We start from the raw sequence: 25,946 nt of genomic DNA, 5'->3' as shown, positions 1-25,946 counted from the left end.
ACTAATATCTTGCAAGCGAAACTGCTTCACGAGACCTCTGAGGAGAGCGGACCCGTGACCATGCATTCGGCGACCCTGGCCATCAACGAGACCATCCAGGCACGCAGAGCGGCGGGCGAGAAGGTTCTGCACCTGGGCTTCGGCGAGGCCGGCCTGCCGGTCCCGGATCAGGTGGCGGCCGCCCTGGCGGAGGCCGCGGGCCGCAACAGCTACGGTCCCGTGGTCGGCTCGCACGAGGCCCGCGAGGCAGCCGCCGGCTGGTTCACCCGGAGGAATCTGACGACCGACCCCGACCAGGTCCTGTTCGCCCCCGGCAGCAAGGCACTGCTGTTCGCCCTGCTGGCGGCCCTTCCCGGAGACCTGGTGCTGCCCTGCCCGGCCTGGGTCAGCTACGCGGCCCAGGCCGCGATCGTGAACAAACACGTCATCGACGTGCCCATCCCCGCCGAATCCGGTGGAATCCCCGACCCCGCACTCCTCGAGCAGGCCCTCACCCGTGCGCGGGCCTCGGGCGCCGAGCCCGGCGTGCTGCTGCTGACCGTGCCGGACAACCCCACCGGCACCGTCGCTCGCCCGGAACACCTCCGCGAGGTCTGCGCCATCGCCGACCGGCACGGTCTCGTGATCGTCTCCGACGAGATCTACGGCGAGCTGTGCCACAACGGCGGGCCCGCCCCCAGCGCCGCCTCGTATCTGCCCGACCGCACCGTGGTCACCAGCGGCCTCAGCAAGGCCACGGCTCTGGGCGGCTGGCGCATCGGCTTCGCGCGGGTGCCCGACGGCCCCTGGGGCGCCGCGCTCCTCCAGGACGTCATCGGCATCGCCAGCGAAGTGTGGTCCAGCCTCGCCGCCCCGATGCAGGCCGCGGCCGCGTACGTACTGGCCGACCCCGCCGACGTGACGGATCACATCGCCGCCTCACGCCGACTGCACGCCACCGTGGCCCGCGCCGTGCACAACGAATTCGTCCGGGCCGGCGCGACCTGCCGCGCCCCCCAGGCAGGCTTCTACCTCTATCCCGACTTCGAGCCGGTCCGCGCCGACCTGGCGCACCAGGGCATCACCACCGGCGCCCAGTTGGCCTCCGCCCTGCTCGAGCGGCAGGGTGTGGGTGTGCTGGCGGGCGAGGCGTTCGGCGACGAGGCGCAGGGCCTGCGCGCCCGGGTCGCCACCAGCCTGCTGTACGGCGAATCGGCCGGTGAACGCTGGGAGGCCCTGCGCAGCGACGATCCGCTCACCCTGCCGTGGATCGCCGGCTCCCTGAATCACCTGCGGGACGCTCTGGCCGCCCTCGTTCCATGAGCCCGGGGGCACACCGGGCATCCCGCCCACCGCGGCACACGTCGCGCGAAGCGCCTGCCGACCGTGCGGGAGCAGCGCCGTGAGCGGAGCGGACGGTCATTGCTCCGCCCTTGGCACTGCTTCACTGTGTTCAGCCCTCGGGTGTCACATAGATACCGAACTCCTCCAGCAGCTCTTCCTCCTGCAGCAGCATCGAACGGGCCCCGAGCCCGCGCTCCTGCGCGACACCCGCGGCCAGTGCCTGCACCAGAGAGGTGAAGGCAGTCATGGAACGCAGTACGGAGGGGCCGGCCGCATCGACGTAGAAGGGGTGGTGCGCCGCAGTCGCCAGAGGTGACGCCGGGTTGTCCGTCAGGGCAACGCAGCGGGCCCCGCGGTTGCGGGCCCACTGGAGCGCTTTGACGGTTTCGGCGCTGTAGCGGTGGATGGAAACGGCCACGAAGCAGTCACCGGCCCGAACACGGCGCAACTCGTCGGTGAGGCTCCCGGCCGCGGCGGTGACCGTGTGGACCTCCTCCCGCAACATGCCCAGCAGGTAGCCCATGAGGTAGGCCGGCGCGTGGCACTTTCGCAGCCCCATCACATGGACGCTCGGGGACTTCGCCAGTGCGGATATGGTCTCCTGCCACTGGGCGGAAGGTACCCGCGCGAACGTCCGCGCGATGTTGGCCTGGTCGAGGGCGGCGGCACGCTCCAGGGGATCGCCACCCTCGGCGGTGAGCTGCTCCAGGTTGTTGTAGCGGTGCAGCAGTTGGGCCTGTTCGCGCAGCTGCTGCTGGCACAGCCGCGTCAGACCCGGGTATCCGTCCAGGCCCAGGCCGGAGGCGAACCGGACGACGGTCGCTTCGTTCACGCCGACGGCGTTGGCAAGTTCGGAAACGGTCATGAAGGCGACCCCCTCGGGGTCAGCCATGACGCGGTCGGCCAGGCGCCGCTGCGACGGGGTGAGAGAGGTCCCACGTCGGCGCAGTTCGGCGAGGAGTTCGTCAAACGTCTGCGGCGCGGACCGAGATGTTGAGGCCATGGAACGATTCTCCCCTGTGAGCTCCAGCCGTCCCGGCAGTTCCGCAGCCCAACACGGACCCCGCTCCGGCCTGACCGATGCGGCCGAGCCAAATACGGTACGCCGAGGCGAATCCACCATGCGCACGCCGAGTCGTACCGCGACTGCAGCACGGTGAAGCGGGTCAAAACGGGTGCTACTCGCCGCCGAAGTTGCGGCGCAGGGTTTCTCCGTTCGGCGATCCGCCCAGGGCGGACGAGATCCGGTCCCAGGACCATCCTGCAGCGCGCGCCTCTCTCACCGCGATCCCGATCGCGTTCTGGGCGACGTGGCGTGCTTCCAGTGCGGCCTTCAGCAGTTCTTCGACTGTAGCTACCATGCCTCATACAGTGCCACTAAATGTGACACATGTCGAGGTGTCCGAGGGACCTGCGGGCGTGATGAACGGCGGCCCGCGCCGGCCGGCGCGGTCCCGGTCCTGCGGCACGCCCGGCTCCAAGGCTCACGCGAACCTGACCAAAGCCGGGCTGCCCCGCAGTGATCACAACGCGTCCGCCGAGACAGCACGAAGGTTTGGACGTTGCGTCAACGCCCGACGCCCGCAGCGACGGATTCGATGACACCTCGCCATGTTCTGCGATAGCCCTCGCGAAGCGGCCCGCCAACCAGGTCGAGGATCCGCACGGCTGCATCGCTCAACAGCACTGGGGCACCCGTCTCGCACAGATGGCGGTGCCCTTCGAGAAGGGCTCCGCCGCGCTCTCCGTCAGCCTCCAGCAGCCGCCGGGGCAGCCACTTCCCGCCGCCCGTCCAGGCGCGGTGGTGGTCGAAGAGCAGGTCGGCGGCGACGTTGAAGACGACCCCGGCCACCGCCAGGCGTTCGAAGGGATCACCTGCATCCGCCAGATCATCCAGAGCGTCCGTCAGTCCGTACCTCTTGGTCTCGACCGTCTCCGGCGTCAGCGCCGGCGGACCGTTGCGGAGGTCGGCCTCGGCACGGGCCCGGGCCCATGCGGCCTCTCCACCGGTGTCGACCAGGACGAGGCCGGTGGCATACATGCTCTGCAGCACCGCACGACGCGTGGCGGTGTCCGCGGCGAAGAGTTCCCCGAGACCGGCACGGGTGTGGATGAAAAGCTCCACAAGGCGCCCCTCGAACCGGAGCGTCTCCCGGCAGGTCTCACCGCCGTCCCCAACGAGCACCGCGATGTCCAGGTCACTGCTGGCGGTCGCCCGTCCTGCGGCCGTGGATCCAGCCAGGACCACGGCGAGCGCATCGGGAAAACGGCCCTGCACAAGGCGTCGAGCCAGGTCAATCGGGTCTGGGTTCGGCTCCATGTCCGTCAGCGTTTCACGGACCCTTGATCAGCGGCGACAGACTTTCCCACACCTCAGGCCCAGACCGCTACAGCCTGTGACAGGCCTCAACGTGCGCAGAAGGGATACAGGCCAGCTGAACAACAAGGGCTACCAGTACTGACCCCATTCTGACCTCGCTCCCGCTTTACGCACGTTCAGGTGACGGCTCGTCGGCGGCAACGAGGAGGGCCTGACCGCGCCCCCCGAGGAGGGCCTGGCCGTCACCGTACGGTTCGCGCACCCACTGCAGAGCGCCAAGACCGAGACGGCCCGGATCGCCTCGCTCACCCGCGAAGGGGCAGGACGGCGCGCCCGCCCGCGGTGAAGCGGGTCAGCGGTCCGGGGCCGTCCGCACCATGGACTCGTACAGGGGACGAGAACAGGGACACCGCGCCATCCGAGGGTGCGCGGCCCGTGCCGCGCGCCCGCCGTGTCGGCTGTGAAAATCCGCATGCGGTCGCCTGGAGCACCGACATCCGGCGTGCACAACACACTGGACTTCTCTGACCTGCTGCGCCTCATCGACGAGCGGTCTGCCGCCTTCCGCGCCACGGTCGCTGCCGCCCCCAGTCTCGATGTGCAGGTGCCGACCTGTCCCGAGTGGACGCTGTTCGATCTGGTGCAGCACCTGGGTCAGGGGCGCCGCGCCTGGGCCGCCACCATCGCCGCAGGACCCGACGCCACGGCCAAGTCCGCCCCGCAGGGCGACACGTCCGCGCCTCGGGAGCGCGAGGCCCTGTCGGCCTGGTTGGCCGCCTCGACGCAGGAACTGCTGCACGCACTGCGGGAGGCCGGGCCGGACCGCGGTTGCTGGACGTGGTGGGGCAAGTCGCAGTCTCCGCAGACCTGCGGTGCCGTCGCCCGGCACCAGCTCCAGGAGATCGCGGTGCACACCTACGACGCCCAGCTCACCGTGGGCGCCCCGCAGCCGCTGCCGGACGAGGTGGCACTCGACGGTGTCGAGGAGTTCCTGTCCACGATCTGCACGACGACGGTCGCCTGGCCGCACGAGCCCGCCGGCGTCGATTACCACGCCACCGAGGGCCGCTCCTGGCGCAACGGGCTCTCCGACGACGGCGCGCGGCTCGACCGCCTGCCCGAACCCGGCACAGGGCCCGCCGCCGAAGAGCTGGACGCGGCCGACGCCTCCGCCCGAGGCACGGCCAATGAGCTGGTCCTCGGCTTCTACGGCCGTATTCCATTGGACTCCCTGACGCTCGACGGCAACCGGCGCATCTTCGACCAGATGGTGGCCTGGGACCCGGAGCCGTAGTCCTCGCCACCACTGCCCCCGCAGCACAACCCCACCCGTGCCCCGTCCGCCCTCGCGGCCGGGGCACTGCTCGTTCCATCGCAGGAACCCATCCGGGCCTGACGTGCCGACCGCGCACCCGTCGCATGTCGATCGCACCGGTGCGACCCGTGAGTGACTGCCTGGCTCACCGGTTCGGGACCGCGGCCGACCACGGGGTGAGGTAGCGCCGACGGAGGCGGGTGAAAGCGCTGGGGCTGGGGCGGTGCGGGAGGAACTCCTTGATGTGCTGGGCACATTCGCGTGGGCTCGCCGTGCTGGTGTCGCACTCCAGGTCGTAGTCGCCATGACGGTGGACCAGGTCGTACTGGTGCGCCGCAAGGCCCGACGGGCGGTCGCCTCGCGCCTGCTCGCGGCGGGCCAGTTCGTCCAGCGGGCAGTGGATGCCCACGAAAAGGACGTCCTCAGGTCGCAGCACCGTCAGACAGTCGAGCAGTCGCCACGGCTCGCTCAGCACATGGTCGACCACGATGCCGTTGCCCGCCTCGGCCATGGCTGCGATCGACCGGTGGAAGCCCATCCGGGTGCGCCGCAGCGCGGCGTCGAGCTCCTCCGCTCCGAGCGCGCGCTTGCTGCGCATCGCGTTGAAGGCATCGACCGCCAGGTGGAAGAAGACGCCGTCGTCCAGGATGTCCAGAAGCTCCCGCGCCACGCTCGACTTGCCCGAGCTGGACGTGCCGTTGAGGAAGATGATCCGACCAGGTGTCATATCCGCATGGTCACATGGTGCTGCCCGGGCGCCGCGTTACAGCCTGCCTCGTCGACGGCGGCGCGTTCGTCGTCGGTGAGCGGGATACCGGCAGGCTCCTCAGTCGGTTTCCCGCTCCTCCAGGGCGCGCCGGTAACGAACTTCGGATACGGAGACTCCGTCGTAGTCGTCAGCCTGGACTGCACCGTCAGGGACATAACCCGCTCGCTCGTAGAAGCGGCGTGCCCTGGTGTTGTCGGTGAGGACCCACAACTGCATCCGGTCGAAGCTGTCGGCAAGAGCCTGAGCGTGCACGGCTTCGAGGAGCGTGCGACCGATTCCGGACCCGGTAAGTGAGGGCTGAACGTACAGAGCGTAGAGCTCACCCACAGACGTGCTCGTTCCGTCTCCGCGGAAGGGTCCGAGACAAGCCCAGCCCACGACTCGTCCATGGATGTCGACCGCCACCAGGTTGGTCATGCCCTTCTTCGGCTTCTCGAAGTGCCGTCGGCGCTGCCGACTGTCAGCCTCGACCGTCATGCCGTCGAGGAAGGACTGGGGCACGATCCCGATATACGCGGCCTTCCAGCCGGCCACTCGTATTGCCGATACCGCCGGGACATCGGTTTCCGTCATAGCTCGTACAGTCAGCATCTCGGCACCGTACGAGACACGTCACCACGACCGCCTGTGCATTACGGTCGGGCAGCCGCCCTCCAGGTGACTACGCACGGGTGACTACGCACGGGTGGGTACGCGGGCGGGCCGGTGCGCGCGGCCGGACGGGCCGGGATTCCGCCCGTCAGGACGTGCAGTCCGGGCAGATGCCGCGGTACGTGAGTTCCGCCTCGGACACCGAGAAACCGAAGCGCTCCGACTCCGGAAGGTCGGCGAGCGGATCGCCCACCGGCTGTACGTCCCGGATCGCGCCGCAGCGGGCGCACAGGAGGTGGTGGTGGGGACGGCGCGCGTTCGGGTCGTAGCGCTTGGCGCGGCGGTCCGTCGAGACCTCGATGACCTCGCCCAGTTTCACCAGTTCACCCAAGGTGTTGTAGACCGTCGCCCGCGAGATCTCGGGCAGCTTCTGTGCCGCCCGAGCGTGCACCTCGTCCGCGGTCAGATGGACGTGGTCGCCGTCGAGCACCTCGGCCACGACGCGCCGCTGCGCCGTGAGACGCCAGCCACGCGTCCGCAGTCTCCCCAGGAGGTCACTCATGCCTCTCAGCGTAGCAGCGATTCGGCCAAAATCGAGACTATGTACTCACCTGGAGTTCCGCTTGACTTGGACAGAGTCCATTGTAGGATCGGTGGTGATCCACGCCAAGGGACGGATGCGCGAGGACAAGGACGCGACCGGCCGGAAGCCGGGCCTTGAACGCACGCGACGAACCACTCACCGAGGAGCGAGCTTTGCCCGAGAACAACCAGAAGCCGTTGACCACGGCTGCCGGCGCACCGGTTGCCGACAACCAGAACTCCCTCACGGCCGGTCCGCGCGGTCCGATGCTCCTGCAGGACGTGTGGTTCCTGGAGAAGCTCGCGCACTTCGACCGCGAGGTCATTCCGGAGCGCCGGATGCACGCCAAGGGTTCGGGCGCGTTCGGCACGTTCACGGTGACGCACGACATCACGCGGTACACGAGCGCGAAGATCTTCTCCGAGGTCGGCAAGAAGACCGAGATGTTCGCCCGGTTCTCCACCGTCGCGGGCGAGCGCGGCGCGGCCGACGCCGAGCGCGACATCCGCGGCTTCGCCCTGAAGTTCTACACGGACGAGGGCAACTGGGACCTGGTCGGGAACAACACCCCGGTGTTCTTCTTCCGCGACCCGCTGAAGTTCCCCGACCTCAACCGCGCGGTGAAGCGCGACCCGCGCACCAACCTCCGCGACCCCGAGAACAACTGGGACTTCTGGACCCACCTTCCCGAGGCCCTGCACCAGATCACCATCGTCATGTCGGACCGTGGCATCCCCGCCTCGTACCGGCACATGCACGGCTTCGGCTCGCACACCTACAGCTTCGTCAACGCCGAGGGCGAGCGGTTCTGGGTGAAGTTCCACCACCGCACCCAGCAGGGCATCAAGAACCTCACCGACGCCGAGGCCGAGGCCCTGGTCGGCAAGGACCGCGAGTCCCACCAGCGCGACCTCTACGAGGCGATCGAGAAGGGCGACTTCCCGAAGTGGAAGCTGTTCGTCCAGATCATGCCGGAGGCCGACGCGGAGAACTACCGCTTCCACCCCTTCGACCTCACCAAGGTCTGGTCGAAGAAGGACTACCCGCTGATCGAGGTCGGCGAGTGGGAGCTCAACCGCAACCCCGCGAACTACTTCGCGGACGTCGAGCAGGCCGCCTTCACCCCGGCGAACGTGGTTCCGGGCATCAGCTACTCGCCCGACAAGATGCTGCAGGGCCGACTCTTCTCCTACGGTGACGCCCAGCGCTATCGCCTCGGCGTGAACCACCACCAGATCCCCGTCAACGCCGCGAAGAACCCGGTGAACACCTACCACCGCGACGGCGCCATGCGGGTCGACGGCAACCAGGGATCCACCCCGGGAATCGAGCCGAACTCGTACGGCCGCTGGCAGGAGCAGCCGGCCTACCGCGAGCCGAGCCAGGCCGTGGGCGCGGTCGCCGACCGGTTCAACTTCCGCGAGGACGACGACAACTACTTCGAGCAGCCGGGCAACCTGTTCCGGCTGATGACCCCGGAGCAGCAGCGGACGCTCTTCGAGAACACGGCGCGCGCCATCAACGGCGCGTCGGAGCGGACCGTCGAGCGACACATCGCCAACTGCACCCAGGCCGACCCGGCCTACGGGGAAGGTGTCCGCAAGGCGATCGAGGCCCTGGCCGCCGGCCAGCTCTGAGCCGACCCGCCGCTCGGGTCACCTCGAGTCACACGCCCGTGCCCGGCGTACGTGCTGCCCGCACGCACGCCGGGCACGGGCGCGGCAGCCGTCAGGCGGCCGCACCGAGGAACCCCGTAGAACCGCACGACCAGGAGGTACGCATGAGCAGTGGTGCACTGACTCCTGAACAGACGGATCGCATCGTGGCCGTCGCCATGGATCTCGCCCGCGAGGGCAGTACCGCGCAGCTGGTGGAATTCGTCGAGCACGGGCTGCCGGTCGACGTGACCGACTCGGGTGGCAACAGTCTCCTGATGCTCGCCGCCTACCACGACCATGCCGACACGGTGCGGGCCCTGCTCCGCCTCGGCGCCGACCCGGACCTGCGCAACGCCCGCGACCAGGCCCCCATCGCCGGCGCCCTGTTCAAGGGCGCGGACGAGGTCGTGGTGGTACTGCGGGAGGCGGGTGCGCAGCTCGACGCCGGTACGCCGTCCGCGCGGGTTACGGCCTCCATGTTCGGCCGCGAGCACCTGCTGGCGGGCCGGACGGACGATTCCCAGCGCTGACCATGCGTCCGGGGACCCAGAAGGCTGCCCAAGATCGTTCCGCGACAAGCACGGACGCTCCCCCCGATCTCGGACACGGTTCCGCCTTTCCCCAGGTCACCACGGAGGTGCGGACGCCGCACCGCATGACTCCGACCGACACCGAGTACGCCCTTGGCAGGGGTGGCCGACGCGAGCTCGCGGCACTGACCTGCACGAGTACCTCGACGGACCGATCTTCGTCCCGCCGGCCGGTCACCCGCACCCGATCTCGGGTGAGTCCGCCCCCGTGACCCTCGGCCACGAGATGTCGGGCGTCGTGTACGCGGTGGGCGACGGCGTCGAGGGCCTGCAGCCGGGTGACCGCGTCGTCGTCGAGCCCTACATCCTGCGCCCCGACGTCGACACAAGCGAGAACAACCCGAGCTATCACGTCTCGCCGACATGAACTTCATCGGGCTCGGTGGCCGCGGCGGCGGTCTCGCGGAGAAGATCGTCGTCGAGCGCCGGTGGGTGCACCCGGTCGGGGACGTCCCGCTGGACCAGGCGGCCCTCATCGAGCCGCTGTCGGTGGGCTACCACGCGTTCCAGCGCTCGGGCGCGAAGGCGGGCGACTTCGCCCTCGTCGGCGGCGCCGGCCCCATCGGACTGCTCACCTGCGCCGTGCTCAAGGCGATGGGCGTCAAGGTCGCGGTCTCGGAACTCAGCTCGCTGCGCCGGCAGAAGGCACTGGACGCCAAGGTCGCCGACCATGTCATCGACCCCTCCGCCACCGATGTCGCCGAAGAGGTCAGGCGCCTCACCGGCGGCAAGGGCGCGGACGTCGCGTTCGAGGCCACGTCCGTCAACGTCGTCCTCGACACGCTGTTCGACGCGGTGAAGCCGGGCGGTGTCATCACGGTCATCTCGATCTGGGGCAAGCCGGCGTCGATCGACATGCAGAAGCTCGTCCTCAAGGAGGTCGACCTGCGCGGCACGATCGCCTACGTCAACTCCCACCCGCAGACCATCAAGCTCGTGCAGGAGGGGCGCATCGACCTGGCGCCGTTCATCACCAAGACCATCGGGCTGGACGACCTCGTCGGCGAAGGCTTCGAGACCCTGATCCACCACAACGAGACGGCCGTCAAGATCCTCGTGGACCCGCGCCTCTGACCCGCGACGGAAAGGCTGCACCCTCGACGATGCCGGTGCGGGCGGGCGGCGGTGGCGTGGCTGACCGTCGCCCGCCTTCAGCGCCCGCGCCCGGCGGCGACCAGGTCCGCGCCTCCCCCACCGCGTCACTCACACCTTGCCAACGAGTCTGGACGTAAAGCTCTTCTGGATCAGATAATCACCTCGGTAAGTTCCAGGTGAGTTCCACCATAAATTCTGTGTGAGCATTACTTCGGTTCCACGAATCGCCTGAAAATTGATTCAGGCTCATTTCATCGAGCTCTCACCCGAATTGCCCTTTCCTGGCCCGCGGATCCCGTAATGTCTTCCATGTCGAAAGCGAACAGCGCTTACGACAGAGGAACCCATCCGCAGGCAAGTGAGGAGAAGCCCGTGAGCTTCCACAAGATCGTCCCGGTCAAGAAGCACCGCAAGCCCGTCCCGGAGCCCAAGAAGTGGGCCCCGAAGAAGCACGCGCGGAAGTGCCCCATAGGCCGCGAGCACCGGCGCTGAGTCACCTCCGCGGGGTGTGACGAATTCCGTACACCCCTGGTATGCGGCCGGTAAGAAATTCGCTCCCGGGCACTGTCCGACCATTCACCGGAGAGGGAGAATTCCATGAGCTTCCACAAGATCGTCCCCATGAAGAGGACCGAGAATCCGGCCCTGAAGAAGCACGCCCCCAAGAGGCACACCCGGAAGAGGCACGAGTGGCGCCGCCCGGTCTGCCACCAGCGCTGACGACTCGCCACGAGGCGGGGCCACCGGAACGCCTCCGGGGCCCCGCCTCGGCCTGTCACCGGTGACCGAACGACGAAAATCCCACGAGCCGAAGAGGAGCTGATGCCGACGTGCGCGACGTCAAGGACGCGTTCGCCCGGTTCTGGCCGCTGACCCGCGGCGATCGCAGATGGCTGGCGCTGATCATCGGGTGCGTGATCGTGTCCGCACTGGCCGAGACCGCCTCGATCCTGCTCTTCGCCCAGCTCACCGACCACGCGCTGCAGGCGGGCTCGCTCTCCGCCTTCTGGGGGCCGGCCGCGGCCTGGCTGGGTGCTGCCGCGCTGGGCGCGTTCGTCGGCTACCTGGGCAACTCGCTCGCCATCCGGACGGCGGAGAGATTCGTCCTGCGTCTGCGGGCGAAGGTCTTCCGCCACGTCCAGGACCTGCCGCCGCACTTCTTCCAGCAACATCGCCAGGGCGATCTGCTGGCACGCCTGACCGGCGACGTCGAAGCCATCGAACAGCTGGTCGTGTCGGGGCTCGTCGGCACGGTCTCCGCCGCCTTCTCCGCGGTCTTCTACGCGACAGCGGCGTTCTGGCTGCGATGGGACCTGGCCCTCGCCACCTTCCTCCTGGCACCCCTGTTCCTCTTCACGGCGCGCCGCTTCTCCGGCCGCATCAAGAAGGCGTCCCAGGACGAGCGTGCCGCCGACGGCGCGATCACCTCGGTCGTCGAGGAGTCCCTCGGCAACATCGTCCTCACCCAGGCGTACAACCGGAGGCGGGCGGAGGAGCAGCGGCTCGAACGCGAGGCCCGCGCATGGATGCGGGCGTCCGTCCGAGGCGCGCGGGCGAGCGAGATGTACGCGCAGTTCGTCGAGGTCGTCGAGACGTTGTGCGTGCTCGCGGTGATCGGGCTCGGGGCGTGGGAGATTTCCCAGGGCCGTATGACGTTGGGCCAGTTGCTGGCCTTCGCCGCCTTCCTCGGCTACCTCTACCCACCACTGCGCAGTCTCGGCCAGCTGGGCCTGACCCTGACCGCCGCCACCACGGGCGCGGAACGCCTGAACGAGATCCTCGACGCGGAACCGGCGGTGACCGACCCGGCCCGACCCGTCGCCCCGTGGCCGGTGCGCGGCCGGGTCACCTTCCACGAGGTCTGCTTCCGCTACCCGGGTGCGGAGCACGCGTCGCTGCGGGACGTCACGTTCGCCGCGAGCCCTGGCGAACTGGTCCTGGTCACGGGCCCGAGCGGCGCGGGCAAGTCCACGCTCTCCAAACTCCTCACCCGCTTCTACGACCCCACGACGGGCGTGATCTGTCTGGACGGCGTCCCGCTGGCGGACCTGCCGCTGGAGTTCCTGCGCGAGAACGTGACCCTGCTGCCCCAGGAGACCCTGGTCCTCAGCGGCACGATCCGCGAGAACATCGAGGCCGGCCGTCCCGGTGCGAGCCGTGAGGAGATCGAACGCGCGGCCGGCAACGCGGCGGCGCACGACTTCATCGCCGCGCTCCCCGACGGCTACGACACGCACATCGCGCCGGGTACCGCGGCGCTGTCCGGCGGACAACTCCAGCGCATCGCGATCGCCCGCGCGATGCTGCGCTCCGCCCCGGTCCTGATCCTGGACGAACCCACGGCCGGCCTGGACGGCCCGGCCGCACGCCGGGTCGTCCAGCCCCTGCGCCGTCTGATGGCAGGCCGCACGACGATCATGATCACGCACGACCTGAGTCTGGCGGCCGACGCGGACCGCATCCTGGTGGTGGAGTCCGGGCGCCTGGTGGAAGCGGGCACCCACACCGAACTCCTGGCCCGCGAGGGAACGTACGCGGGGCTGACGGTGCTGCGGCCACAGCCGACCGCCGTCAGCCGGCCGGACAACACGCAGGTCAGGCTGCTGTCCGAGGCCCCAAGCGCTGCCAAGTCCGAGGGCTGGTGCAGGCGCGTCGCGTCTCACGCCGATCGCCACGGAGTCGGCTCGTGACGCACTACACCTGGCATGTATATACGAATATTTGAGCCGAATGAGAAATTCGTCTGCATTTCGTAACAGGCAGAGTTTCTCGGTATGTGCGGGCGTCGCCCAGTGGAGGATCAGTGCGTCTCCGGACGAACCGTCCGGAACGTGGCGGGGCGTCAGCCCCGCCTCGCACAGAGAGGCCTGATCATGATCAACGGGTTGAAAAGGGCTGCGGCCCTGGGAGCGGCGACCGTGGCCCTGGCCACCGGCGCGGTCGTCGGCACGGTCGGCACCGCATCGGCCGCACCGCAGCACCACCAGCCGCCGGTGGCGTCGCACCACCAGCCGTCCGTGGGGTCGGACCACAGGCTGCCGGTGACGTCGCACCACAGGTTCCCGGTGACGTCGGACCACAGGCTCCCGGTAGCGTCGCACCACAGGCTGCCGGTGACGTCGCACCACCGGCTGCCGATGACGCCGCGCCACTGCGTGCAGTCGGCGGGCTACTGGTCACGACTGTGGCACCCGGCATACCGGGACCGCTACCACCGCGCGCACGTCGGCTACTGGAGCCGCGTCTGGCACCCCGCCCACCGGGACTGCCGCCGCTGACCCCACAACCGCCGACGACCACCGACAGGAGCGACGGCGAACGGACCGGCCTCCGGCCACTCCCCTCGAGGGCGTGCCGGAGGCCGGTCCGTTGGGCCGCACCCCCTCTCATCGGCCCGTGCGTGCCGGAGACCAGGCCCATGCCGGCCAGGCAGCGCGCCGAATCCCAGGGAGGACGCCGCTGGGGAGCCGCTCTCCGTCGGCCCGGCCACGACGATCAGCGGCGTTCAGCGCGCAATCACCCAACCCGGCGCCCAGGTCCCGGCGGCGTCGTGGTCGGCCGCCGTGGCGGCGAGGTGTGCGCGCAGAGTGGCCAGCGCGGGGTGGGGGTTGTCGCGGTGCCACAGGAGCGAGTGCGGGTAGACGGGCGTCGGGTCCGTGACCGGGACGCGGCGCAGACCGTGGCCGGCCGGCCAGACGAGGCGGGTCTGCTCGCCCATGAAGGTGGCCAGGGCCGGGGTGTCGGCGATGGTGTCGAGGAGCGCGTCGGAGCCGAAGTTGGGACCGGTCGCCTCGATGGTGAGGCCGAACTCGGCGACGAGGTCGTCGTAGTAGGCGGCCCACTCGGTTCCGGGAACGATGCCGGGCATCCAGATCCGGTGCCCGGCCAGTTGGGCGACGGTCACCGACCGGGCGGACGCCAGCGCGTGGGCGGGGCCGATGAGCAGCTGGAGCCGCTCGTCGAGCACCCGGACGGACTCGATGTCCTCGGGAAGGGGCCGGCCGGGCGCGGCGACGGCGCGGAAGGACGCGTCGATCGCTCCGGACCGGATCGCGGCGACAGCCGTGTCGACGTCGAACAGCATCACCACGTCGAGGTCGATCTCGGGGTGTGCACGGTGGAAGCCGCGCATCAGACCCGACGCCGAACCGCGCGAGTTGATCACGTCGACGCGCAGCGGGCGGTGGCCGGTGCGCACGGACGCGACCGCCCTTTCGGCGACGCGCAGCAGCTCCCGGGCGTGGGGCAGGAACGCCTGCCCGTCGATGGTGAGCCGGGCGCCGCGTGGCGTGCGGGTGAACAGCCGCACGCCGAGGGCGCGCTCCAGCGCGGCGATGCGCTTGGAGACGGCCTGCTGGGTGATCGCCAGCTCGGCGGCGGCCTCCTGGAACCGCCCCGCGTCGGCGGCGGCGACGAAGGTCCGGACAGCGTCGAGGTCCATACCGGTCACCCTATGACCACAACCGATGGTTGTGGCTGGGCGGTCCTGCGGTTGTTTGATCCCTGGGCATGGTGCCCGCTTTGATGCTTCCGGTCGCGTATCGGTTGTTCAAGTGGGGAGCGAGGGGCGTCGGACATGAGGAACGGACACCGGCTGGGACAGCTGCGCGGACACCGGCTGGGGCGGCGGTTCGGGTGGCTCTGGGCGGCGTACGGGACCAGCGCTCTCGGCACGTGGCTCGCCTTCGGCGCGTTCCCGCTGATCGCCATCCGGGTGCTGCACGCCGGACCGGCCGAAGTCGCCGCGCTCTCCTCCGTGGCGGCCGCGGTGGGCGCGGCCGTGGCGGTGCCGCTGGGCCCGTGGGTGGAGTTCCGCCGCAAGCGGCCGGTGCTGATCGCGACGGACCTGGTGCGGTGCACGGCGCTGCTGTCGATCCCCGCCGCGTTCGCGTTCGGCGTGCTCACCTTCCTTCAGCTCCTGCTGGTCTCGGTCGTCGTCGCGGCGGCCGACATCACCTTCCGCGCCGCCTCCGGCGCGTACCTGAAGACGCTGCTGCCGGCCGAGGATCTGCTCGTCGCCAACGCCCGGTTCGAGTCCACGTCCTGGACGACCACGATCATCGGGCCGCCGCTGGGCGGCGCGGCGATCGGGCTCCTCGGCCCGGTGGCGACGGTGGTGGCCGACGCGGTCAGCTACCTGCTCTCGGCCCTGGGCATCCGCGCGACGGGCGGGGACGAGCCGCGGCCCGAACGCCGGGAGGCCGCGCGCATGCGGGCCTCGGATCTGTTCGACGGCTGGCGGTACATCCTCGCCGACGCGACGCTGCGTCCGCTGTTCTTCAACACCGCCTTGTTCAACGCCCTGGTGATGGCCGCCCAGCCGCTGCTGGCCGTCCTAATGCTCGGCCGGCTCGGGTTCGCACCGTGGCAGTACGGCCTCGCCTTCGCCGCGCCCTCGATCGGCGGGCTTCTCGGGTCACGGCTGGCCCGGCCGCTCGTCAACCGGTTCGGACAACACCAGGTGCTGGTCGTGACCGGGACGCTGCGCGTGCTCTGGCCCATCGGCCTGGCCTTCACGGGTCCGGGCACCGCGGGGCTGCTGCTGGTGATGGGTGTCGAACTCGGGCTCATCTTCTGCTGCGGAGTCTTCAACCCCGTCTCCGCCACCTACCGCCTCGAGCGCACCGGGACCGACCGGGTCACCCGTACGCTGACCGCCTGGACGGTGACGACCAAAGCCACGACCGCGATTCTGACAGCCGCATGGGGGGTGCTGGGCGGCCTGCTCGGCCCGCGTACGGCCATCGGTCTGGCCGGCGTGCTCCTGCTGGCGACCCCGCTGCTGCTCCCCCGCCGCGCGACAGCACCGCTCACCGAGTCGGCCCCGGCACCGGCACCGAGCCGCACCTGACGGGCCGCCACCGCCGCGGTATCCCCGATCCGGCCGCGCCGCCCTCCCCGGATCGGGTCACCCCTCCCCATGCGGTACGGGTCCGTCAGTGTGCGCCAACGATCGTTGACCTGGCTGAAACGATCGTTTATACGACGGGTGTCGTCCGCGTAGGCTGCACGCCACACCACGACTGACCACTGATCAGGATCGGGAGAGCACCGGTGAAGCCCACGTCGTCCCTCCCCGAGACGCTGCAGCGATTAGGCGCGCTCATCGAACAGCAGCAGCTGGACCGTGCGGAACTCCTCGACCCGCGCCGGCTCGCAGAGAAGACAGCCCTGCCGGAACGCACCGTGCGCACCCTCCTCGCCGGCCGGTCAGCACCCCGGGAGGAGGTTGGTGAACGGGTCTGCGCACGGGTGAGAACCCTCGCTGACTCCTACCTGGCCAGGACCGGGAGACGAAAGCCGGAGCTGGTCGCCGCCGTACACCGGCAGTGCGGCGTCTCCGAGGTCTGGGCCCGGCAGATCATCGACGGCAAGAAGGTCCCCTCCGTCGAACTTCTCCACCGCCTGGTGAAGTTCTTCGACCTCACCGAGTCGAAGGAGGCCTTCTTCACCGACGAGGCCCCCGACGCCCTCAACCGCGCGCTGCTGCCGATTCTGAACAAGTACGAGAACCCCGAACAGGACCCCGTCCAGGCCCTGCTGAAGAAGTACGGCGTGGTCGCCGCGGACCTCCGCCACCACGGAAGCCTGACCGCCGGGCAGCTGGAAACGCTCCTCGCCGGCGTCATCAGGTCCGTCATGCCCCCACAGGAGGACAGCGGCCGATGAGCACCCGCGCCATGAAGACGCTGCTCACCACCCTCGGCAAGGAAGCGGCAAAGGACCTCCGGCGGCCGGCCGAACCAAGGGCCGTCATGCACGAGTTCTGCCGGGCCATGAGTGCGCGCACGGGCCGCCCCATCCAACTGGTCTTCCGCTCGTTCCCCACGGACCTGCCCGTCCCCGTCTCCGGCATGAGGATCGGCTTCGTCGAGCGCTCCGTCATCGTGGTCGAGCAGAGCATGCGCCCCGAAGCCCAGCTCGTCATCCTCGGGCACGAGCTGTGGCACGAGGAGAACGGCGACTGCGGCCACCACGTCGCCGGCCTGAACGCAGCGGCCCGTGCCACCACCGGCGCAGCGCCCGAAGCCGTGCGGCGAACGGTCGAGCAGATCCTCGCCACGGAGGAGGTCCCACGGGATGCCCTCCTGACCGTCGCAGACCGGTCCGACTCCGTCGACAGTCACGAAGTGGACGCGGAAACCTTCGGGTTGCTGTTCGGCCGCGAGGTCCGCACGTGGATGACCGGCCGGTACGCGCAGGACCCGGTCAGCGCGACCACCGTAGAGGGCCGCCTGAACCTGTCGCTGCTGAACCGGAGCGGACGCGTTCTCCGATGAGTCATCACTTCCACGTCCCGTACATCCTCCCCACCGCTCTGCTCGCCATCGCGCTCGCCGTGAAGGCCCCGACCTTCGTCCGGGCCTGGCGCGATCCCGACGTCAGGGCAACCACCCTGCTGCTGACCTTTGCCACGGCCGTCCTCGTCGTGATCACCCCGGTCAACATTCACCGACTCAACGTGCTCACCGGCGTGCCGAACATCGCAGCACCGTGGGCGTACTCGTTCCTCACCGCCGTCAACGCGACCGGCCTGACCATGATCATGCGGTGGCGTGAAGCCCCCTCCGAAGGCCGCCGACGGCGGATGACCCGCATCTACTGGATCTACGCAGCCGTCGGCGTCGGCCTCTGGGCGACGTTCCTCCTGGCCGACGCCCCCGAACCCCGCATCTACGACCTCGACACCTACTACGCCGGTACGCCGTGGATGCGCGAGCACATCCTGTTGTACGTGCTCGCGCACATGGTGTCGTCCCTGGTCGCCGCCTCCATGCTGTGGAGGTGGCTCCCGGAGGTGACCAACCGGTGGCTGAAGAGCGGTGTGGTCTTCCTGCAGATCGGATTCGCTCTGGGCCTCGTCTTCGACATCGCCAAGCTGATCGCGGTCGGTGCCCGCTGGTTCGGCACCGACCTGGACTGGCTCAGCACGCAGGCCGCGCCGCCGTTCGCGCTCCTGGAGGCGGTCTTCGTAGCCCTCGGTTTCATCGCTCCCCAGGCCGGGCCGGCCCTGCAGAGCTGGAGCCGGGACCAGCGCGACTACCGGCGGCTGCGGCCCCTGTGGCACGCGGTCCGCGTCGTCAAACCCGCCTCGGCCGCCGCCCGGCTCGGCTTCTGGGCCCCGCTCGACCTGCGGCTGATCCAGCGCCAGCAGCGCATCCACGACGCTCTGCGCCTGCTCGCCCCCTACCTCGACCAGGGCCTCTACCGGCAGGCGTACGAGGCGGCCGCGGCCGCCCACGACGCCGACCGGGCCCACGGGATCGCCGGAGCCCTCGCCATCCAGGCCGCCACCGACGCCTACCGCAACCAGACCCCCACCAGCAGTGGCCAACCCCACCAGGCCGCAAGCGACATCGCCGACCACATCGACGCCGTCTCCCGGGCCCTGCACCGCCCCCGCACCATCGGTGGCATGCGCCAGCGGGTGACCAGCACAGAGAGCGTGACCGCACATGCCTGACACAGCCACCGGCAGGGCCACCGCCATCGTCATCGGCGCGAGCGCCACGGGCCTCTTCGCCGCCGCGGCACTCACCGAACACGCCGACGTCACCCTCATCGAGCGGGACACCCTGCCCGACGGTCCCGAGCCCCGCCGCGGCGTCCCCCAGGCCCGGCATGCTCACCTGGTGTGGAGCGGCGGCGTACGCGCCTTCAACGACCTGGTGCCCGGCGTCGTCGACGACGTCGTCGCCGAGGGCGGCCGCCTGGTCCACATCATGGGCGACATGGTCTCCCGCGCACCCAACGAGGTGTGGTTCCGCCGCTTCAGGTCGACGCACCACCGCAACCTCGTCAGCTCCCGCGACCTCCTCGACGCCGTCCTGCGCCGGCACGTCCTCGCCGACGACCGGATCACCGTCCGTCAGGACACCACCGTCCTCGCTCTCGAGGGCGACGCCCGCCGCGTCACCGGCGTCCGGGTCCGCACCGGCGACGACACGGCGGTCCTCACCGCCGACCTCGTCGTCGACGCCTCCGGCCGTGGCTCCCGGGCCCCCCAGTGGCTCGAGGACCTCGGCCTGCCCCGCGTCACCGAGCGGGAAGTCAACGCCGGCGTCGCCTACGCCACGCGCGTCTACCGCGCACCCGCCAAGGCCGCCGCCGATGACTTCCCCCTCGTCAACGTCCAGGCCAACCCGGCCAAGGCGCCCGGCCAGGGCGGAATCATCCTCCCCGTCGAGGGCGGCCGTTGGATCGTCACGCTCGCCGGCACCCGCGGCGGCGAACCCACCGGCGACCCCGACGCGTTCGTGGACTTCGCGCTCGGCCTGGGCGACCCCGTCATCGGGGAACTACTCAAGACCGCGGAGCCGCTCGGCGACGTCGCCACCACGCGCAGCACCGGCAACCACCGCCGCTACTACGAGAAACTCGCCCGCTGGCCCGAAGGGTTCACCGTCCTCGGTGATGCCATCGCCGGATACAACCCCGTCTACGGCCACGGCCTCACCGTCGCCGCTCAGGGCTCCCTCGCCGTCCGAGACGTCCTGCGCACCACCCCGGTCACGGCCCCCGGTCTCGCGCGACGCCTCCAGCGCGCCGCGTCCCGGCCCGTCGCCGCCGCCTGGGACCTGGCCGTCGGCCAGGACGCTTCCTACCCGGGCGCCACCGACACCCCGCCCACCGCCGTGGAGCGCTACCTCGCCGCGTTCGTCGACCGGGCGGTGGCCACCGGTGCCCGCAACCCGCGCGCGCTCGGCGCCCTCCTGGACGTGATGAGCATGGAGAAGCCGGCCACCCGCTTGTTCTCCCCGGACATGCTCGTCCCGATGCTGCTCGGGCCGAAGCGACCGTTCCTGGCCAAGCCGCCCCTCACCGAAGACGAGCGAGCGGCCGCCAACTCCTGACCAGAATCATCTCCGCTCCACTGGACCACCCCACCAGGCCCCGTACCTGTGCCGTACGGGGCCCGGCACGACCTGGCCACCATCCGACAGAGCCCTGCGGACCAGAGCCCCCCTCGCCCGACTGGAAGGGGACGGGACAGCGTCCGCGGGTAGGGCAATCGGCTCCAGCTCGGACGCTCAGGATCCGCCGGGCTTGCCGCCTTCCTCCCGCTGCTCCTGGCCCTGGTGGGCATGCCGGTGAGTCTTGGCCTCGTGGTGGTGAGCCTGGCGCTCGGCGGCGTGCTGTGACCCCGCGCGCGACGGTGCTTACGCTGCCCGACGGTCAGTCGGCCCCCGACTGGATACCACATGCCTCAGGCGCACCGGAGAACGTCGGTTCGCTCGGGACGAGTTGTGCTGTTGCAGTACCCTGCGAGGTCGCGGGTGGCGCAGAGCGCCCGGTGACCGGAGGCCCCAGGCCGGAATCCCTGGACTTCAAGCCCGGGAGCACGTCAAGGTGGGGTCATGAGCGATCACTCCGCGGCGCCTGTTGCCCCCGTCGAGGCCTTTGAACCGCCCTACTACGTGGCTGTCTTCACCGCTGCGCGCACGCCTGACCAGAGCGGCTACAGCGAGACCGCCGCGCGTATGGAAGACCTGGTGAAGGACGTCCCTGGTTTCCTGGGGATGGACCAAGCACACACTCCTGGTGGGCTGTCCATCACCGTCGGGTACTTCCGCGACGCCGATGCCCTCACCCAGTGGCGGTCCGACGCCGAGCACCGCGCGGCGCAAAAGCGCGGGCAAGCCGACTGGTACCAGAGCTACACGCTGCATGTGGCGAAAGTGGAGCGGAGCCACGGGTTCACGCGAGCGTAGGTCTGTCCGGAGGACGGGATCAGGCAGAGCGGCCGCGCCGGGGCAGCAACTGGTCGTAGTGGGCCACCGGGCGGCCGCCGCCGTGTGCGGTTCGACCGGTCTGGTCGGGGGCTACTCCTGTGGCGGGCCGATGACGGACTGACCGATCTGCCCGGCCAGCCAGGAGGCGTGCCGCTCCTCGGCGGCCGGCCGCCCGCTGCGCCGCCTGGCGACTGAGACCTCCGCCTGCTGCGGGTCGCCCACCGCCACAAGCTGTCGCGCCACGCGCAAGGCTGATGCAGGGTCGGCGGTGCGGAAGACCGGGTAGGCGATGGAGTCGGACATGCCCGCACGCTGTCACAACCGCCGTCGGGTCACGCTGGACGTGGCGAAACCACGGGGAGCGGCGGTGGAGGAGTCCGCCCCGGTTTGGCCGACGCCTCAGCCGAAGGTGACCCGGAACCTCCGGTTCGCCAGGCTGGGGTTCTTGGCGCGTACGGCCTCCACCCGCGCGGCGTCGACGACGGCGGATGCCACCCCGGGGGCCTCGCCCGCCAACGCGGCCACATGGCCCATCGGGTCCACGATGAGGCTCTGGCCTGTACAGGTGGGGCCGGTCTGCCCGCAGGCCAGGACATACGCGGTGTTCTCGATCGCCCGGGCGCGGACCAGCGTGGTCCAGTGGTCCTCCTTGGCCGGACCGACCACCCAGGCGGCGGGGACGACGAGGGCCGTGGCACCCGCGTCGATCAGGAACCGGGCCATCTCCGGGAACCGCAGGTCGTAGCAGGTCATGACGCCGAAGGTGACCCCCTCCAGGGTGAAGAGCAGCGGCGAGGGCGAGTGGGCCTGGACACGGTCCGACTCGCGGTACCCGAAGGCGTCGTAGAGGTGGACCTTGCGGTACACCCCGAGCGGATCGCCCGTCCGGTCCACCGCGAGGACGGTGTTACTGGGCCGCTCCCCCTCGGCTGACGGCGTCTCGGTCATGCCCGCCACGACGGCGATGCCGTGCCGCCTGGCCAGCGCGCCGATCGCGGTGGCGAACGGGCCGTCGATCGGCTCGGTGTGCTGGACGATGTCCGCCTGGATGTCGAGGTCGGAGTACATGGCGTTCTCGGGCAGGACGACGAGTTGCGACCCCTGGGCGGCCGCCTGCCCGATCAGGGCTGCGGCGGCCTCGAGGTTGGCGGCCTTGTCGGTGGTGGCGTTGAACTGGCCGACGGTGGTGAGCATGGTCTGTCTGTCTCCTAGCAATGCCGGCGGAGGGTGCACAGGGCTGGAAAGCCGTTCTCGAACCACGCGTCGTCCGCTCCGGTCTTCGTCATGCCGCCCATTCCGTGGAGATCCCTTCCCTGACGTGGAGCGTCGGCATGCGCTTGGGCGCCACAGCCCCAGATGCCCGACCCCTGCTGGCGAGCAATCCGGGGCGGGCCCTTCCTACTCCTGGCCTTCCGTGTCGGGAGCGGCGCGGCTGGCCAGTCGTTCGTATCGCTGTCTGGCTGCTTGCGGAGTGCCAAGCCCGAGGCCGAAGGCGATCTCTTGCCACGTCATGCCGCGGCCCCGTGCCATGTGGAGGAGTCCGGTTTCCAGTTCGTCCATCTCCCCGCGCACCCGTGGGACGAGGCTCAACGCAGCCGTGATGTCGGCGTGGTCCACCTCCGGCTCACCGTCGTCGAGCTGTGCGGCCCCACTGAGCAGGAACGATACGAGTCTGACGGCTTCGTGTGGCCCGATGACCGAGGGATGAACCTGTCGGTGGCGTTGCTCGTCGGTAGTCGCGTGTCGCTCGGCGATGCGAAACAGGGACGCGTGGACGCGGTGCGCTCGCGCCTGTTCCGGCTGTGGGGGCGTGAACGGGTCGGCGTGCTGTTCAGGAGTCGACGACATAAGAAGAGGATGAGGCGTCCATGAACCGTTGTCAACGTTTCGTTTTGAACACTTCGTTCAATCGACTGATCCGGGACGCCGTTTGTGCTGTGCCCGCACAGGTTCGCGGTCGGGCGCCGCAGATCGACTTCAGCGCGCAGCCGGAGCCTGTGCCAGGTGAACTCCGCGAGCGAAACTTCCACTAGTGGCTGGTCAGTTGAAATCACGTCAGGCGAGAAGGCCTATCCACCCAAGGCCTCGCCGCGAGGGCGAATCCCGCGGGTTGATCGTGACTCGATACGGGCCCTGACATCCACTCCATGCACTCTGAAGCCTGACCCGCCCGCGCTTGGTATCTGACGGGCCCTTCGCTCCGGCGTTTCCAGGCGACCCGCTGCCGCACGGGTGAGCAGGCGTCAGAGATCACCTTGAAGGCCTAATTCTCCATCAATCTGCCCCGGAATGAAATCTGTTTGACGTGCCGTCAGCGATTGAGGAGGCGGGCCTGCGGGCCCTCCGCGTCCCCCATTCGGCTCCCCGATCCCAGCCCTTCCGATAGGCCCGAAATGACAGCTCTGGGGGTGGTCATTACGTTCAATCACAAGTCGGCTGTCACAGCCGGCCTCTCAGAGAGAGGAGCAAGGCCCATGGTCATGACCCGTTCCACCGCAGTCACCGCGGCCATCTCCGCCGCTTCCGCACTGGCCGCGACCAGCATCACCTACGCCGCCGCCGCCCCCGCACAGACGCTCCAGGCGGCCCCGGCCGTCGTCCAGCAGGCGCCCGCCCAGGCGACGATGGGTGACGAAGGCGGACAGGACAAGGGCAACGAGGGCAACGAGGGCGGCGGCGGTGGCCGCGGCGGCGAAGGCGAGCACGGCAAGCACGGCAAGCGCCACCACAGGATCGGCCGGATCCACATCAACGAGCGGACCTACGCGGCCATCCCGGACGGCTGCATCACCGTCGTGAGTGGCCTGGGCTCCAAGAGCCTGAACATCCGCAACGACAGCAAGCACTCCGTCGAGGTCTTCCGCGGCGCCACCTGCGACAACGGCGCCCCCGTCGCCACCGTCGGCCCCCGCAGTGAGGCCAACGGCGTCAAGCCTGGACACGCCGGAACCGTCTTCGTCAAGGACGGAGTCGTGGCCAGCTTCCGAGTGATCAAGCGCCACTACGACGACTTCGACTTCGGCTTCGACGATGACGACTACGACTTCTGAACCCAGACACATCAGCAGCAGCACGCGAAGCATCTAGAACCCCGGCCCGCCGCAATCGGGCCGGGGTTCTGGCCTTCACACCCCCGAGCGCCCGGCGCATGGCGCCTACACCTGACCAGTGCCTGACAGTCCACGCACCCTTGCGCGCCATCCTAGAACCGGACAGAAGGCTCCGCGAGAGTGCCCGCGCTGACGTCCTCCCGCGTCGCCGGTTCACTCCCAAGGGGACTCCCTCTGAAACACTCCCAGTTGGCGGTTTCCCCGGCATCGGACACCGGCCTTCTTGACGCCGACCGGCTGAGCCCGAACGGGTGACGGAAGCGAAAAGCCGCATACCTGGAGCAGCTCCCCCACCACCCGCGGAGCGACAAGCCACGGGGCGGGCTGAAGCGGCGCGGTTCCAGCCCCTCCGCTGAACCGGCCGGCTCACTGTCCTCGCCGGGACCCAGACGGAGATCGACCCCGAGCCCCGAGAGGCCGTCAACTGGTGTGCGGGGTGCCGCCGTTCACGCTAGTTGGCGCGGGGCGCGGGGCCGCCGATCAACGGCTTCAGTGACAACCTCGTCCTGGCCGACCTGGAGGGGCTCCGCAACCCACAGAGGGCCCGATGCCGGCGCTGGCCACCTTGCGGCCCGAGCACTGGCAGATCACCTGACGACCCGTTCCCCCGGACTGCCATGCCCAGGCCCCACATCTCTTGTATGAGAGGCCCGTGCAGCCTCCGGCTACCGCCATGACGGGGTGTCGGCCCCCCCGATGGGCGGACCTGCCGAAGGTCGACGTCGGCCGAGTGAGGGGGCGTCATAGGCCCCGGTTCCGGCCCTCACCCCGGCCCCTGCCCCCGCAGGACGGTGGCCCCGTCCGCGCCGGACTGCGGACGGCACAGACAGCAGTCTCCTCACGGGGCAGGACTGCCGGGATCCGGCCCGTAGCCACAGCCCTGCCCATCCCGGAATCTGATGAGTCCTTCGCGCCGCATTTCCAGGCGACCCGCTGCCGCACGGGTGATCAGGCATCAGAGATCACCTTGAAGGCCTAATCCCTCATCAATCTGCCCAGCATTTGCGACAGTTTGACGTGCCGTCAGCACATAAGGAAGCGGGTCTGAGGGTGTTTCGGGTCCCCCATTCGGCTCCCTGACCCCGGCCCTGCCCCTACGCCCGAAATGACAGCCCTGGGCGTGGTCATTACGTTCAATCACACACCGGCCGTCAAAGCCGGCCTCTCTGAGAAGGAGCAAGACGCCATGATCATGACCCGTTCCAAGGCCGTCACCGCGGCCGTCTCCGCAGCCGCCGCGCTCGTCGCGACCGGCATCACTTACGCCACCGCCGCCCCCGCGCCCGAGGCGGCCCCGGCCGTCGTCAAGCAGGCCCCCGCTCCCGCCTACGCTCCGATGGGCGACGAGGGCGGACAGGGCGGACAGGGCAAGGGCAACGAGGGCGGTGGCCGCGGCGGCGAAGGCGGCGAAGGCGAGTACGGCAAGCAGGGCAAGCGCCGCCACGAGATCGGCCGGATCTACATCAACGAGCGCGAGTACCGCGCCCACCCCGACGGGTGCATCACCGTCGTGAGTGGCCTGGGCTCCACGAGCTTCAACATCCGCAACGACAGCAAGCACAGGGTCGAGTTCTTCCGCGGCGCGACCTGCGACAACGGCGCCCCCGTCGCCACCGTCGGCCCCTGGAGCGACGCCACCAACGTCCGGGTCGAGCACGTCAGGGGCGGCGTCCACGTCAAGCACGGAGTGGTCGGTAGCTTCCGGGTGGTCAAGCGCCACCACGGCGGCGGCGGCGACTACGACGACGACTTCTAAACCCAGACGCGCCATGCGACCCATATAGAACCCCGGCCCGCCGTAATCGGGCCGGGGTTCTGGTCTCAGTCCCCCGGGGCGCCCAGCACGTGGGGCCGCCCGC

Annotated in this window: 27 protein-coding genes; 17 read left to right on the top strand and 10 right to left on the bottom strand. The window is 69.7% G+C overall.

Annotated elements, in window-relative coordinates; genetic code table 11:
* Positions 1-54: 54 nt before the first annotated feature.
* Positions 55-1,302, top strand: a complete 1,248-nt coding sequence (locus ACIHCX_RS26625; RefSeq protein WP_400033640.1) for a pyridoxal phosphate-dependent aminotransferase — start codon at positions 55-57, stop codon at positions 1,300-1,302.
* A gap of 130 nt (positions 1,303-1,432) precedes the next feature.
* On the opposite strand, the gene ACIHCX_RS26620 is transcribed toward ACIHCX_RS26625, so the two are convergent.
* The 3 genes from ACIHCX_RS26620 to ACIHCX_RS26610 form a co-directional block, all read right to left on the bottom strand.
* Complete coding sequence (locus ACIHCX_RS26620; RefSeq protein ID WP_400033638.1) at positions 1,433-2,326, bottom strand: MurR/RpiR family transcriptional regulator; 894 nt, start codon at positions 2,324-2,326, stop codon at positions 1,433-1,435.
* A gap of 175 nt (positions 2,327-2,501) precedes the next feature.
* Positions 2,502-2,684 (bottom strand): hypothetical protein, encoded by a 183-nt coding sequence (locus tag ACIHCX_RS26615; RefSeq protein ID WP_400033636.1) that lies wholly within the window; start codon positions 2,682-2,684, stop codon positions 2,502-2,504.
* Between the two features lie 206 nt (positions 2,685-2,890).
* Positions 2,891-3,643 carry a nucleotidyltransferase domain-containing protein gene (locus ACIHCX_RS26610; protein ID WP_400033634.1) on the bottom strand — a complete coding sequence of 251 codons (753 nt, stop codon included), beginning with the start codon at positions 3,641-3,643 and terminating at the stop codon, positions 2,891-2,893.
* Positions 3,644-4,145: 502 nt separating this feature from the next.
* On the opposite strand from ACIHCX_RS26610, the gene ACIHCX_RS26605 reads away from it, so the two are divergent.
* Positions 4,146-4,937, top strand: coding sequence for a maleylpyruvate isomerase N-terminal domain-containing protein (locus ACIHCX_RS26605; RefSeq protein WP_400033632.1), 792 nt, complete (start codon positions 4,146-4,148; stop codon positions 4,935-4,937).
* A gap of 166 nt (positions 4,938-5,103) precedes the next feature.
* On the opposite strand, the gene ACIHCX_RS26600 is transcribed toward ACIHCX_RS26605, so the two are convergent.
* The 3 genes from ACIHCX_RS26600 to ACIHCX_RS26590 all read right to left on the bottom strand — a co-directional run bounded on the left by ACIHCX_RS26600 (position 5,104) and on the right by ACIHCX_RS26590 (position 6,880).
* Positions 5,104-5,685 carry a chloramphenicol phosphotransferase CPT family protein gene (locus ACIHCX_RS26600; protein ID WP_400033630.1) on the bottom strand — a complete coding sequence of 194 codons (582 nt, stop codon included), beginning with the start codon at positions 5,683-5,685 and terminating at the stop codon, positions 5,104-5,106.
* A 99-nt stretch (positions 5,686-5,784) separates the two neighbouring features.
* On the bottom strand, positions 5,785-6,318 hold the full coding sequence (locus tag ACIHCX_RS26595; RefSeq protein WP_400033628.1) for a GNAT family N-acetyltransferase: 534 nt from the start codon (positions 6,316-6,318) through the stop codon (positions 5,785-5,787).
* 148 nt (positions 6,319-6,466) lie between these two features.
* The gene (locus ACIHCX_RS26590) at positions 6,467-6,880 is read right to left on the bottom strand and encodes a Fur family transcriptional regulator (protein ID WP_400033626.1); all 414 of its coding nucleotides are present in this window, start codon (positions 6,878-6,880) and stop codon (positions 6,467-6,469) included.
* 194 nt (positions 6,881-7,074) lie between these two features.
* On the opposite strand from ACIHCX_RS26590, the gene ACIHCX_RS26585 reads away from it, so the two are divergent.
* From ACIHCX_RS26585 to ACIHCX_RS26555, 7 genes are all read left to right on the top strand, one after another.
* Entirely contained in the window at positions 7,075-8,538 is a 1,464-nt protein-coding gene (locus tag ACIHCX_RS26585; protein ID WP_400033624.1) for a catalase, read from the top strand.
* Positions 8,539-8,681: 143 nt separating this feature from the next.
* Positions 8,682-9,089: an ankyrin repeat domain-containing protein gene (locus tag ACIHCX_RS26580; RefSeq protein ID WP_400033622.1), complete on the top strand. Its 408-nt coding sequence runs from the start codon at positions 8,682-8,684 to the stop codon at positions 9,087-9,089.
* Positions 9,090-9,357: 268 nt separating this feature from the next.
* The gene (locus tag ACIHCX_RS26575) at positions 9,358-9,516 is read left to right on the top strand and encodes an alcohol dehydrogenase catalytic domain-containing protein (protein ID WP_400033620.1); all 159 of its coding nucleotides are present in this window, start codon (positions 9,358-9,360) and stop codon (positions 9,514-9,516) included.
* Complete coding sequence (locus ACIHCX_RS26570) at positions 9,513-10,223, top strand: zinc-binding dehydrogenase (RefSeq protein WP_400033618.1); 711 nt, start codon at positions 9,513-9,515, stop codon at positions 10,221-10,223. Before ACIHCX_RS26575 ends, ACIHCX_RS26570 begins: the two co-directional genes overlap by 4 nt.
* Positions 10,224-10,841: 618 nt before the next feature.
* On the top strand, positions 10,842-10,964 hold the full coding sequence (locus ACIHCX_RS26565; protein WP_400033616.1) for a hypothetical protein: 123 nt from the start codon (positions 10,842-10,844) through the stop codon (positions 10,962-10,964).
* Between the two features lie 110 nt (positions 10,965-11,074).
* Complete coding sequence (locus tag ACIHCX_RS26560) at positions 11,075-12,934, top strand: ABC transporter ATP-binding protein (protein ID WP_400033614.1); 1,860 nt, start codon at positions 11,075-11,077, stop codon at positions 12,932-12,934.
* A gap of 183 nt (positions 12,935-13,117) precedes the next feature.
* Positions 13,118-13,522 carry a hypothetical protein gene (locus ACIHCX_RS26555; protein ID WP_400033612.1) on the top strand — a complete coding sequence of 135 codons (405 nt, stop codon included), beginning with the start codon at positions 13,118-13,120 and terminating at the stop codon, positions 13,520-13,522.
* A 227-nt stretch (positions 13,523-13,749) separates the two neighbouring features.
* On the opposite strand, the gene ACIHCX_RS26550 is transcribed toward ACIHCX_RS26555, so the two are convergent.
* Positions 13,750-14,685, bottom strand: coding sequence for a LysR family transcriptional regulator (locus ACIHCX_RS26550; protein WP_400033610.1), 936 nt, complete (start codon positions 14,683-14,685; stop codon positions 13,750-13,752).
* A gap of 135 nt (positions 14,686-14,820) precedes the next feature.
* Between ACIHCX_RS26550 and ACIHCX_RS26545 the strand changes: the two genes are divergently transcribed.
* The 6 genes from ACIHCX_RS26545 to ACIHCX_RS26520 all read left to right on the top strand — a co-directional run bounded on the left by ACIHCX_RS26545 (position 14,821) and on the right by ACIHCX_RS26520 (position 20,956).
* Positions 14,821-16,095, top strand: a complete 1,275-nt coding sequence (locus tag ACIHCX_RS26545) for an MFS transporter (protein WP_400033608.1) — start codon at positions 14,821-14,823, stop codon at positions 16,093-16,095.
* 203 nt (positions 16,096-16,298) lie between these two features.
* On the top strand, positions 16,299-16,913 hold the full coding sequence (locus ACIHCX_RS26540) for a hypothetical protein (RefSeq protein WP_400033606.1): 615 nt from the start codon (positions 16,299-16,301) through the stop codon (positions 16,911-16,913).
* The gene (locus ACIHCX_RS26535; protein WP_400033604.1) at positions 16,910-17,524 is read left to right on the top strand and encodes a toxin; all 615 of its coding nucleotides are present in this window, start codon (positions 16,910-16,912) and stop codon (positions 17,522-17,524) included. The genes ACIHCX_RS26540 and ACIHCX_RS26535 overlap by 4 nt, the downstream gene beginning before the upstream one ends.
* Positions 17,521-18,708 carry an MAB_1171c family putative transporter gene (locus ACIHCX_RS26530; protein ID WP_400033602.1) on the top strand — a complete coding sequence of 396 codons (1,188 nt, stop codon included), beginning with the start codon at positions 17,521-17,523 and terminating at the stop codon, positions 18,706-18,708. The genes ACIHCX_RS26535 and ACIHCX_RS26530 overlap by 4 nt, the downstream gene beginning before the upstream one ends.
* Positions 18,701-20,098 carry an FAD-dependent oxidoreductase gene (locus ACIHCX_RS26525; protein WP_400033600.1) on the top strand — a complete coding sequence of 466 codons (1,398 nt, stop codon included), beginning with the start codon at positions 18,701-18,703 and terminating at the stop codon, positions 20,096-20,098. The genes ACIHCX_RS26530 and ACIHCX_RS26525 overlap by 8 nt, the downstream gene beginning before the upstream one ends.
* Before the next feature lie 504 nt (positions 20,099-20,602).
* Positions 20,603-20,956 (top strand): antibiotic biosynthesis monooxygenase family protein, encoded by a 354-nt coding sequence (locus tag ACIHCX_RS26520; protein ID WP_400033598.1) that lies wholly within the window; start codon positions 20,603-20,605, stop codon positions 20,954-20,956.
* 111 nt (positions 20,957-21,067) lie between these two features.
* Here ACIHCX_RS26520 and ACIHCX_RS26515 read toward each other — a convergent pair whose 3' ends face one another.
* From ACIHCX_RS26515 to ACIHCX_RS26505, 3 genes are all read right to left on the bottom strand, one after another.
* Entirely contained in the window at positions 21,068-21,280 is a 213-nt protein-coding gene (locus ACIHCX_RS26515; RefSeq protein ID WP_400033596.1) for a hypothetical protein, read from the bottom strand.
* A gap of 96 nt (positions 21,281-21,376) precedes the next feature.
* Positions 21,377-22,171, bottom strand: a complete 795-nt coding sequence (locus tag ACIHCX_RS26510) for a carbon-nitrogen hydrolase family protein (RefSeq protein ID WP_400033594.1) — start codon at positions 22,169-22,171, stop codon at positions 21,377-21,379.
* Positions 22,172-22,375: 204 nt separating this feature from the next.
* A complete protein-coding gene (locus ACIHCX_RS26505) occupies positions 22,376-22,825 on the bottom strand; it encodes a DNA-binding protein (protein ID WP_400033592.1) in 450 nt (149 codons plus the stop codon).
* Between the two features lie 626 nt (positions 22,826-23,451).
* Here ACIHCX_RS26505 and ACIHCX_RS26500 point away from each other — a divergent pair.
* Positions 23,452-24,027 (top strand): hypothetical protein, encoded by a 576-nt coding sequence (locus ACIHCX_RS26500; RefSeq protein ID WP_400033590.1) that lies wholly within the window; start codon positions 23,452-23,454, stop codon positions 24,025-24,027.
* A gap of 1,246 nt (positions 24,028-25,273) precedes the next feature.
* A complete protein-coding gene (locus ACIHCX_RS26495; protein WP_400033588.1) occupies positions 25,274-25,843 on the top strand; it encodes a hypothetical protein in 570 nt (189 codons plus the stop codon).
* Positions 25,844-25,946 lie beyond the last annotated feature (103 nt).

The sequence above is a fragment of the Streptomyces sp. NPDC052043 genome, from assembly GCF_044548235.1.
Taxonomy (GTDB): Bacteria; Actinomycetota; Actinomycetes; order Streptomycetales; family Streptomycetaceae; genus Streptomyces.
Note: the sequence above shows the minus strand (reverse complement) of the source record. Positions and strands in the feature narration are given on the sequence as shown.

What these genes read in the sequence shown, in the direction of transcription:
- ACIHCX_RS26620 (WP_400033638.1), bottom strand. Translation starts at nt 2,326, where the DNA reads ATGGCCTCAACATCTCGGTCCGCGCCGCAGACGTTTGACGAACTCCTC.
- ACIHCX_RS26615 (WP_400033636.1), bottom strand. Translation starts at nt 2,684, where the DNA reads ATGGTAGCTACAGTCGAAGAACTGCTGAAGGCCGCACTGGAAGCACGC.
- ACIHCX_RS26610 (WP_400033634.1), bottom strand. Translation starts at nt 3,643, where the DNA reads ATGGAGCCGAACCCAGACCCGATTGACCTGGCTCGACGCCTTGTGCAG.
- ACIHCX_RS26600 (WP_400033630.1), bottom strand. Translation starts at nt 5,685, where the DNA reads ATGACACCTGGTCGGATCATCTTCCTCAACGGCACGTCCAGCTCGGGC.
- ACIHCX_RS26595 (WP_400033628.1), bottom strand. Translation starts at nt 6,318, where the DNA reads ATGCTGACTGTACGAGCTATGACGGAAACCGATGTCCCGGCGGTATCG.
- ACIHCX_RS26590 (WP_400033626.1), bottom strand. Translation starts at nt 6,880, where the DNA reads ATGAGTGACCTCCTGGGGAGACTGCGGACGCGTGGCTGGCGTCTCACG.
- ACIHCX_RS26580 (WP_400033622.1), top strand. Translation starts at nt 8,682, where the DNA reads ATGAGCAGTGGTGCACTGACTCCTGAACAGACGGATCGCATCGTGGCC.
- ACIHCX_RS26570 (WP_400033618.1), top strand. Translation starts at nt 9,513, where the DNA reads ATGAACTTCATCGGGCTCGGTGGCCGCGGCGGCGGTCTCGCGGAGAAG.
- ACIHCX_RS26565 (WP_400033616.1), top strand. Translation starts at nt 10,842, where the DNA reads ATGAGCTTCCACAAGATCGTCCCCATGAAGAGGACCGAGAATCCGGCC.
- ACIHCX_RS26555 (WP_400033612.1), top strand. Translation starts at nt 13,118, where the DNA reads ATGATCAACGGGTTGAAAAGGGCTGCGGCCCTGGGAGCGGCGACCGTG.
- ACIHCX_RS26550 (WP_400033610.1), bottom strand. Translation starts at nt 14,685, where the DNA reads ATGGACCTCGACGCTGTCCGGACCTTCGTCGCCGCCGCCGACGCGGGG.
- ACIHCX_RS26545 (WP_400033608.1), top strand. Translation starts at nt 14,821, where the DNA reads ATGAGGAACGGACACCGGCTGGGACAGCTGCGCGGACACCGGCTGGGG.
- ACIHCX_RS26535 (WP_400033604.1), top strand. Translation starts at nt 16,910, where the DNA reads ATGAGCACCCGCGCCATGAAGACGCTGCTCACCACCCTCGGCAAGGAA.
- ACIHCX_RS26530 (WP_400033602.1), top strand. Translation starts at nt 17,521, where the DNA reads ATGAGTCATCACTTCCACGTCCCGTACATCCTCCCCACCGCTCTGCTC.
- ACIHCX_RS26525 (WP_400033600.1), top strand. Translation starts at nt 18,701, where the DNA reads ATGCCTGACACAGCCACCGGCAGGGCCACCGCCATCGTCATCGGCGCG.
- ACIHCX_RS26520 (WP_400033598.1), top strand. Translation starts at nt 20,603, where the DNA reads ATGAGCGATCACTCCGCGGCGCCTGTTGCCCCCGTCGAGGCCTTTGAA.
- ACIHCX_RS26515 (WP_400033596.1), bottom strand. Translation starts at nt 21,280, where the DNA reads ATGTCCGACTCCATCGCCTACCCGGTCTTCCGCACCGCCGACCCTGCA.
- ACIHCX_RS26510 (WP_400033594.1), bottom strand. Translation starts at nt 22,171, where the DNA reads ATGCTCACCACCGTCGGCCAGTTCAACGCCACCACCGACAAGGCCGCC.
- ACIHCX_RS26505 (WP_400033592.1), bottom strand. Translation starts at nt 22,825, where the DNA reads ATGTCGTCGACTCCTGAACAGCACGCCGACCCGTTCACGCCCCCACAG.
- ACIHCX_RS26500 (WP_400033590.1), top strand. Translation starts at nt 23,452, where the DNA reads ATGGTCATGACCCGTTCCACCGCAGTCACCGCGGCCATCTCCGCCGCT.
- ACIHCX_RS26495 (WP_400033588.1), top strand. Translation starts at nt 25,274, where the DNA reads ATGATCATGACCCGTTCCAAGGCCGTCACCGCGGCCGTCTCCGCAGCC.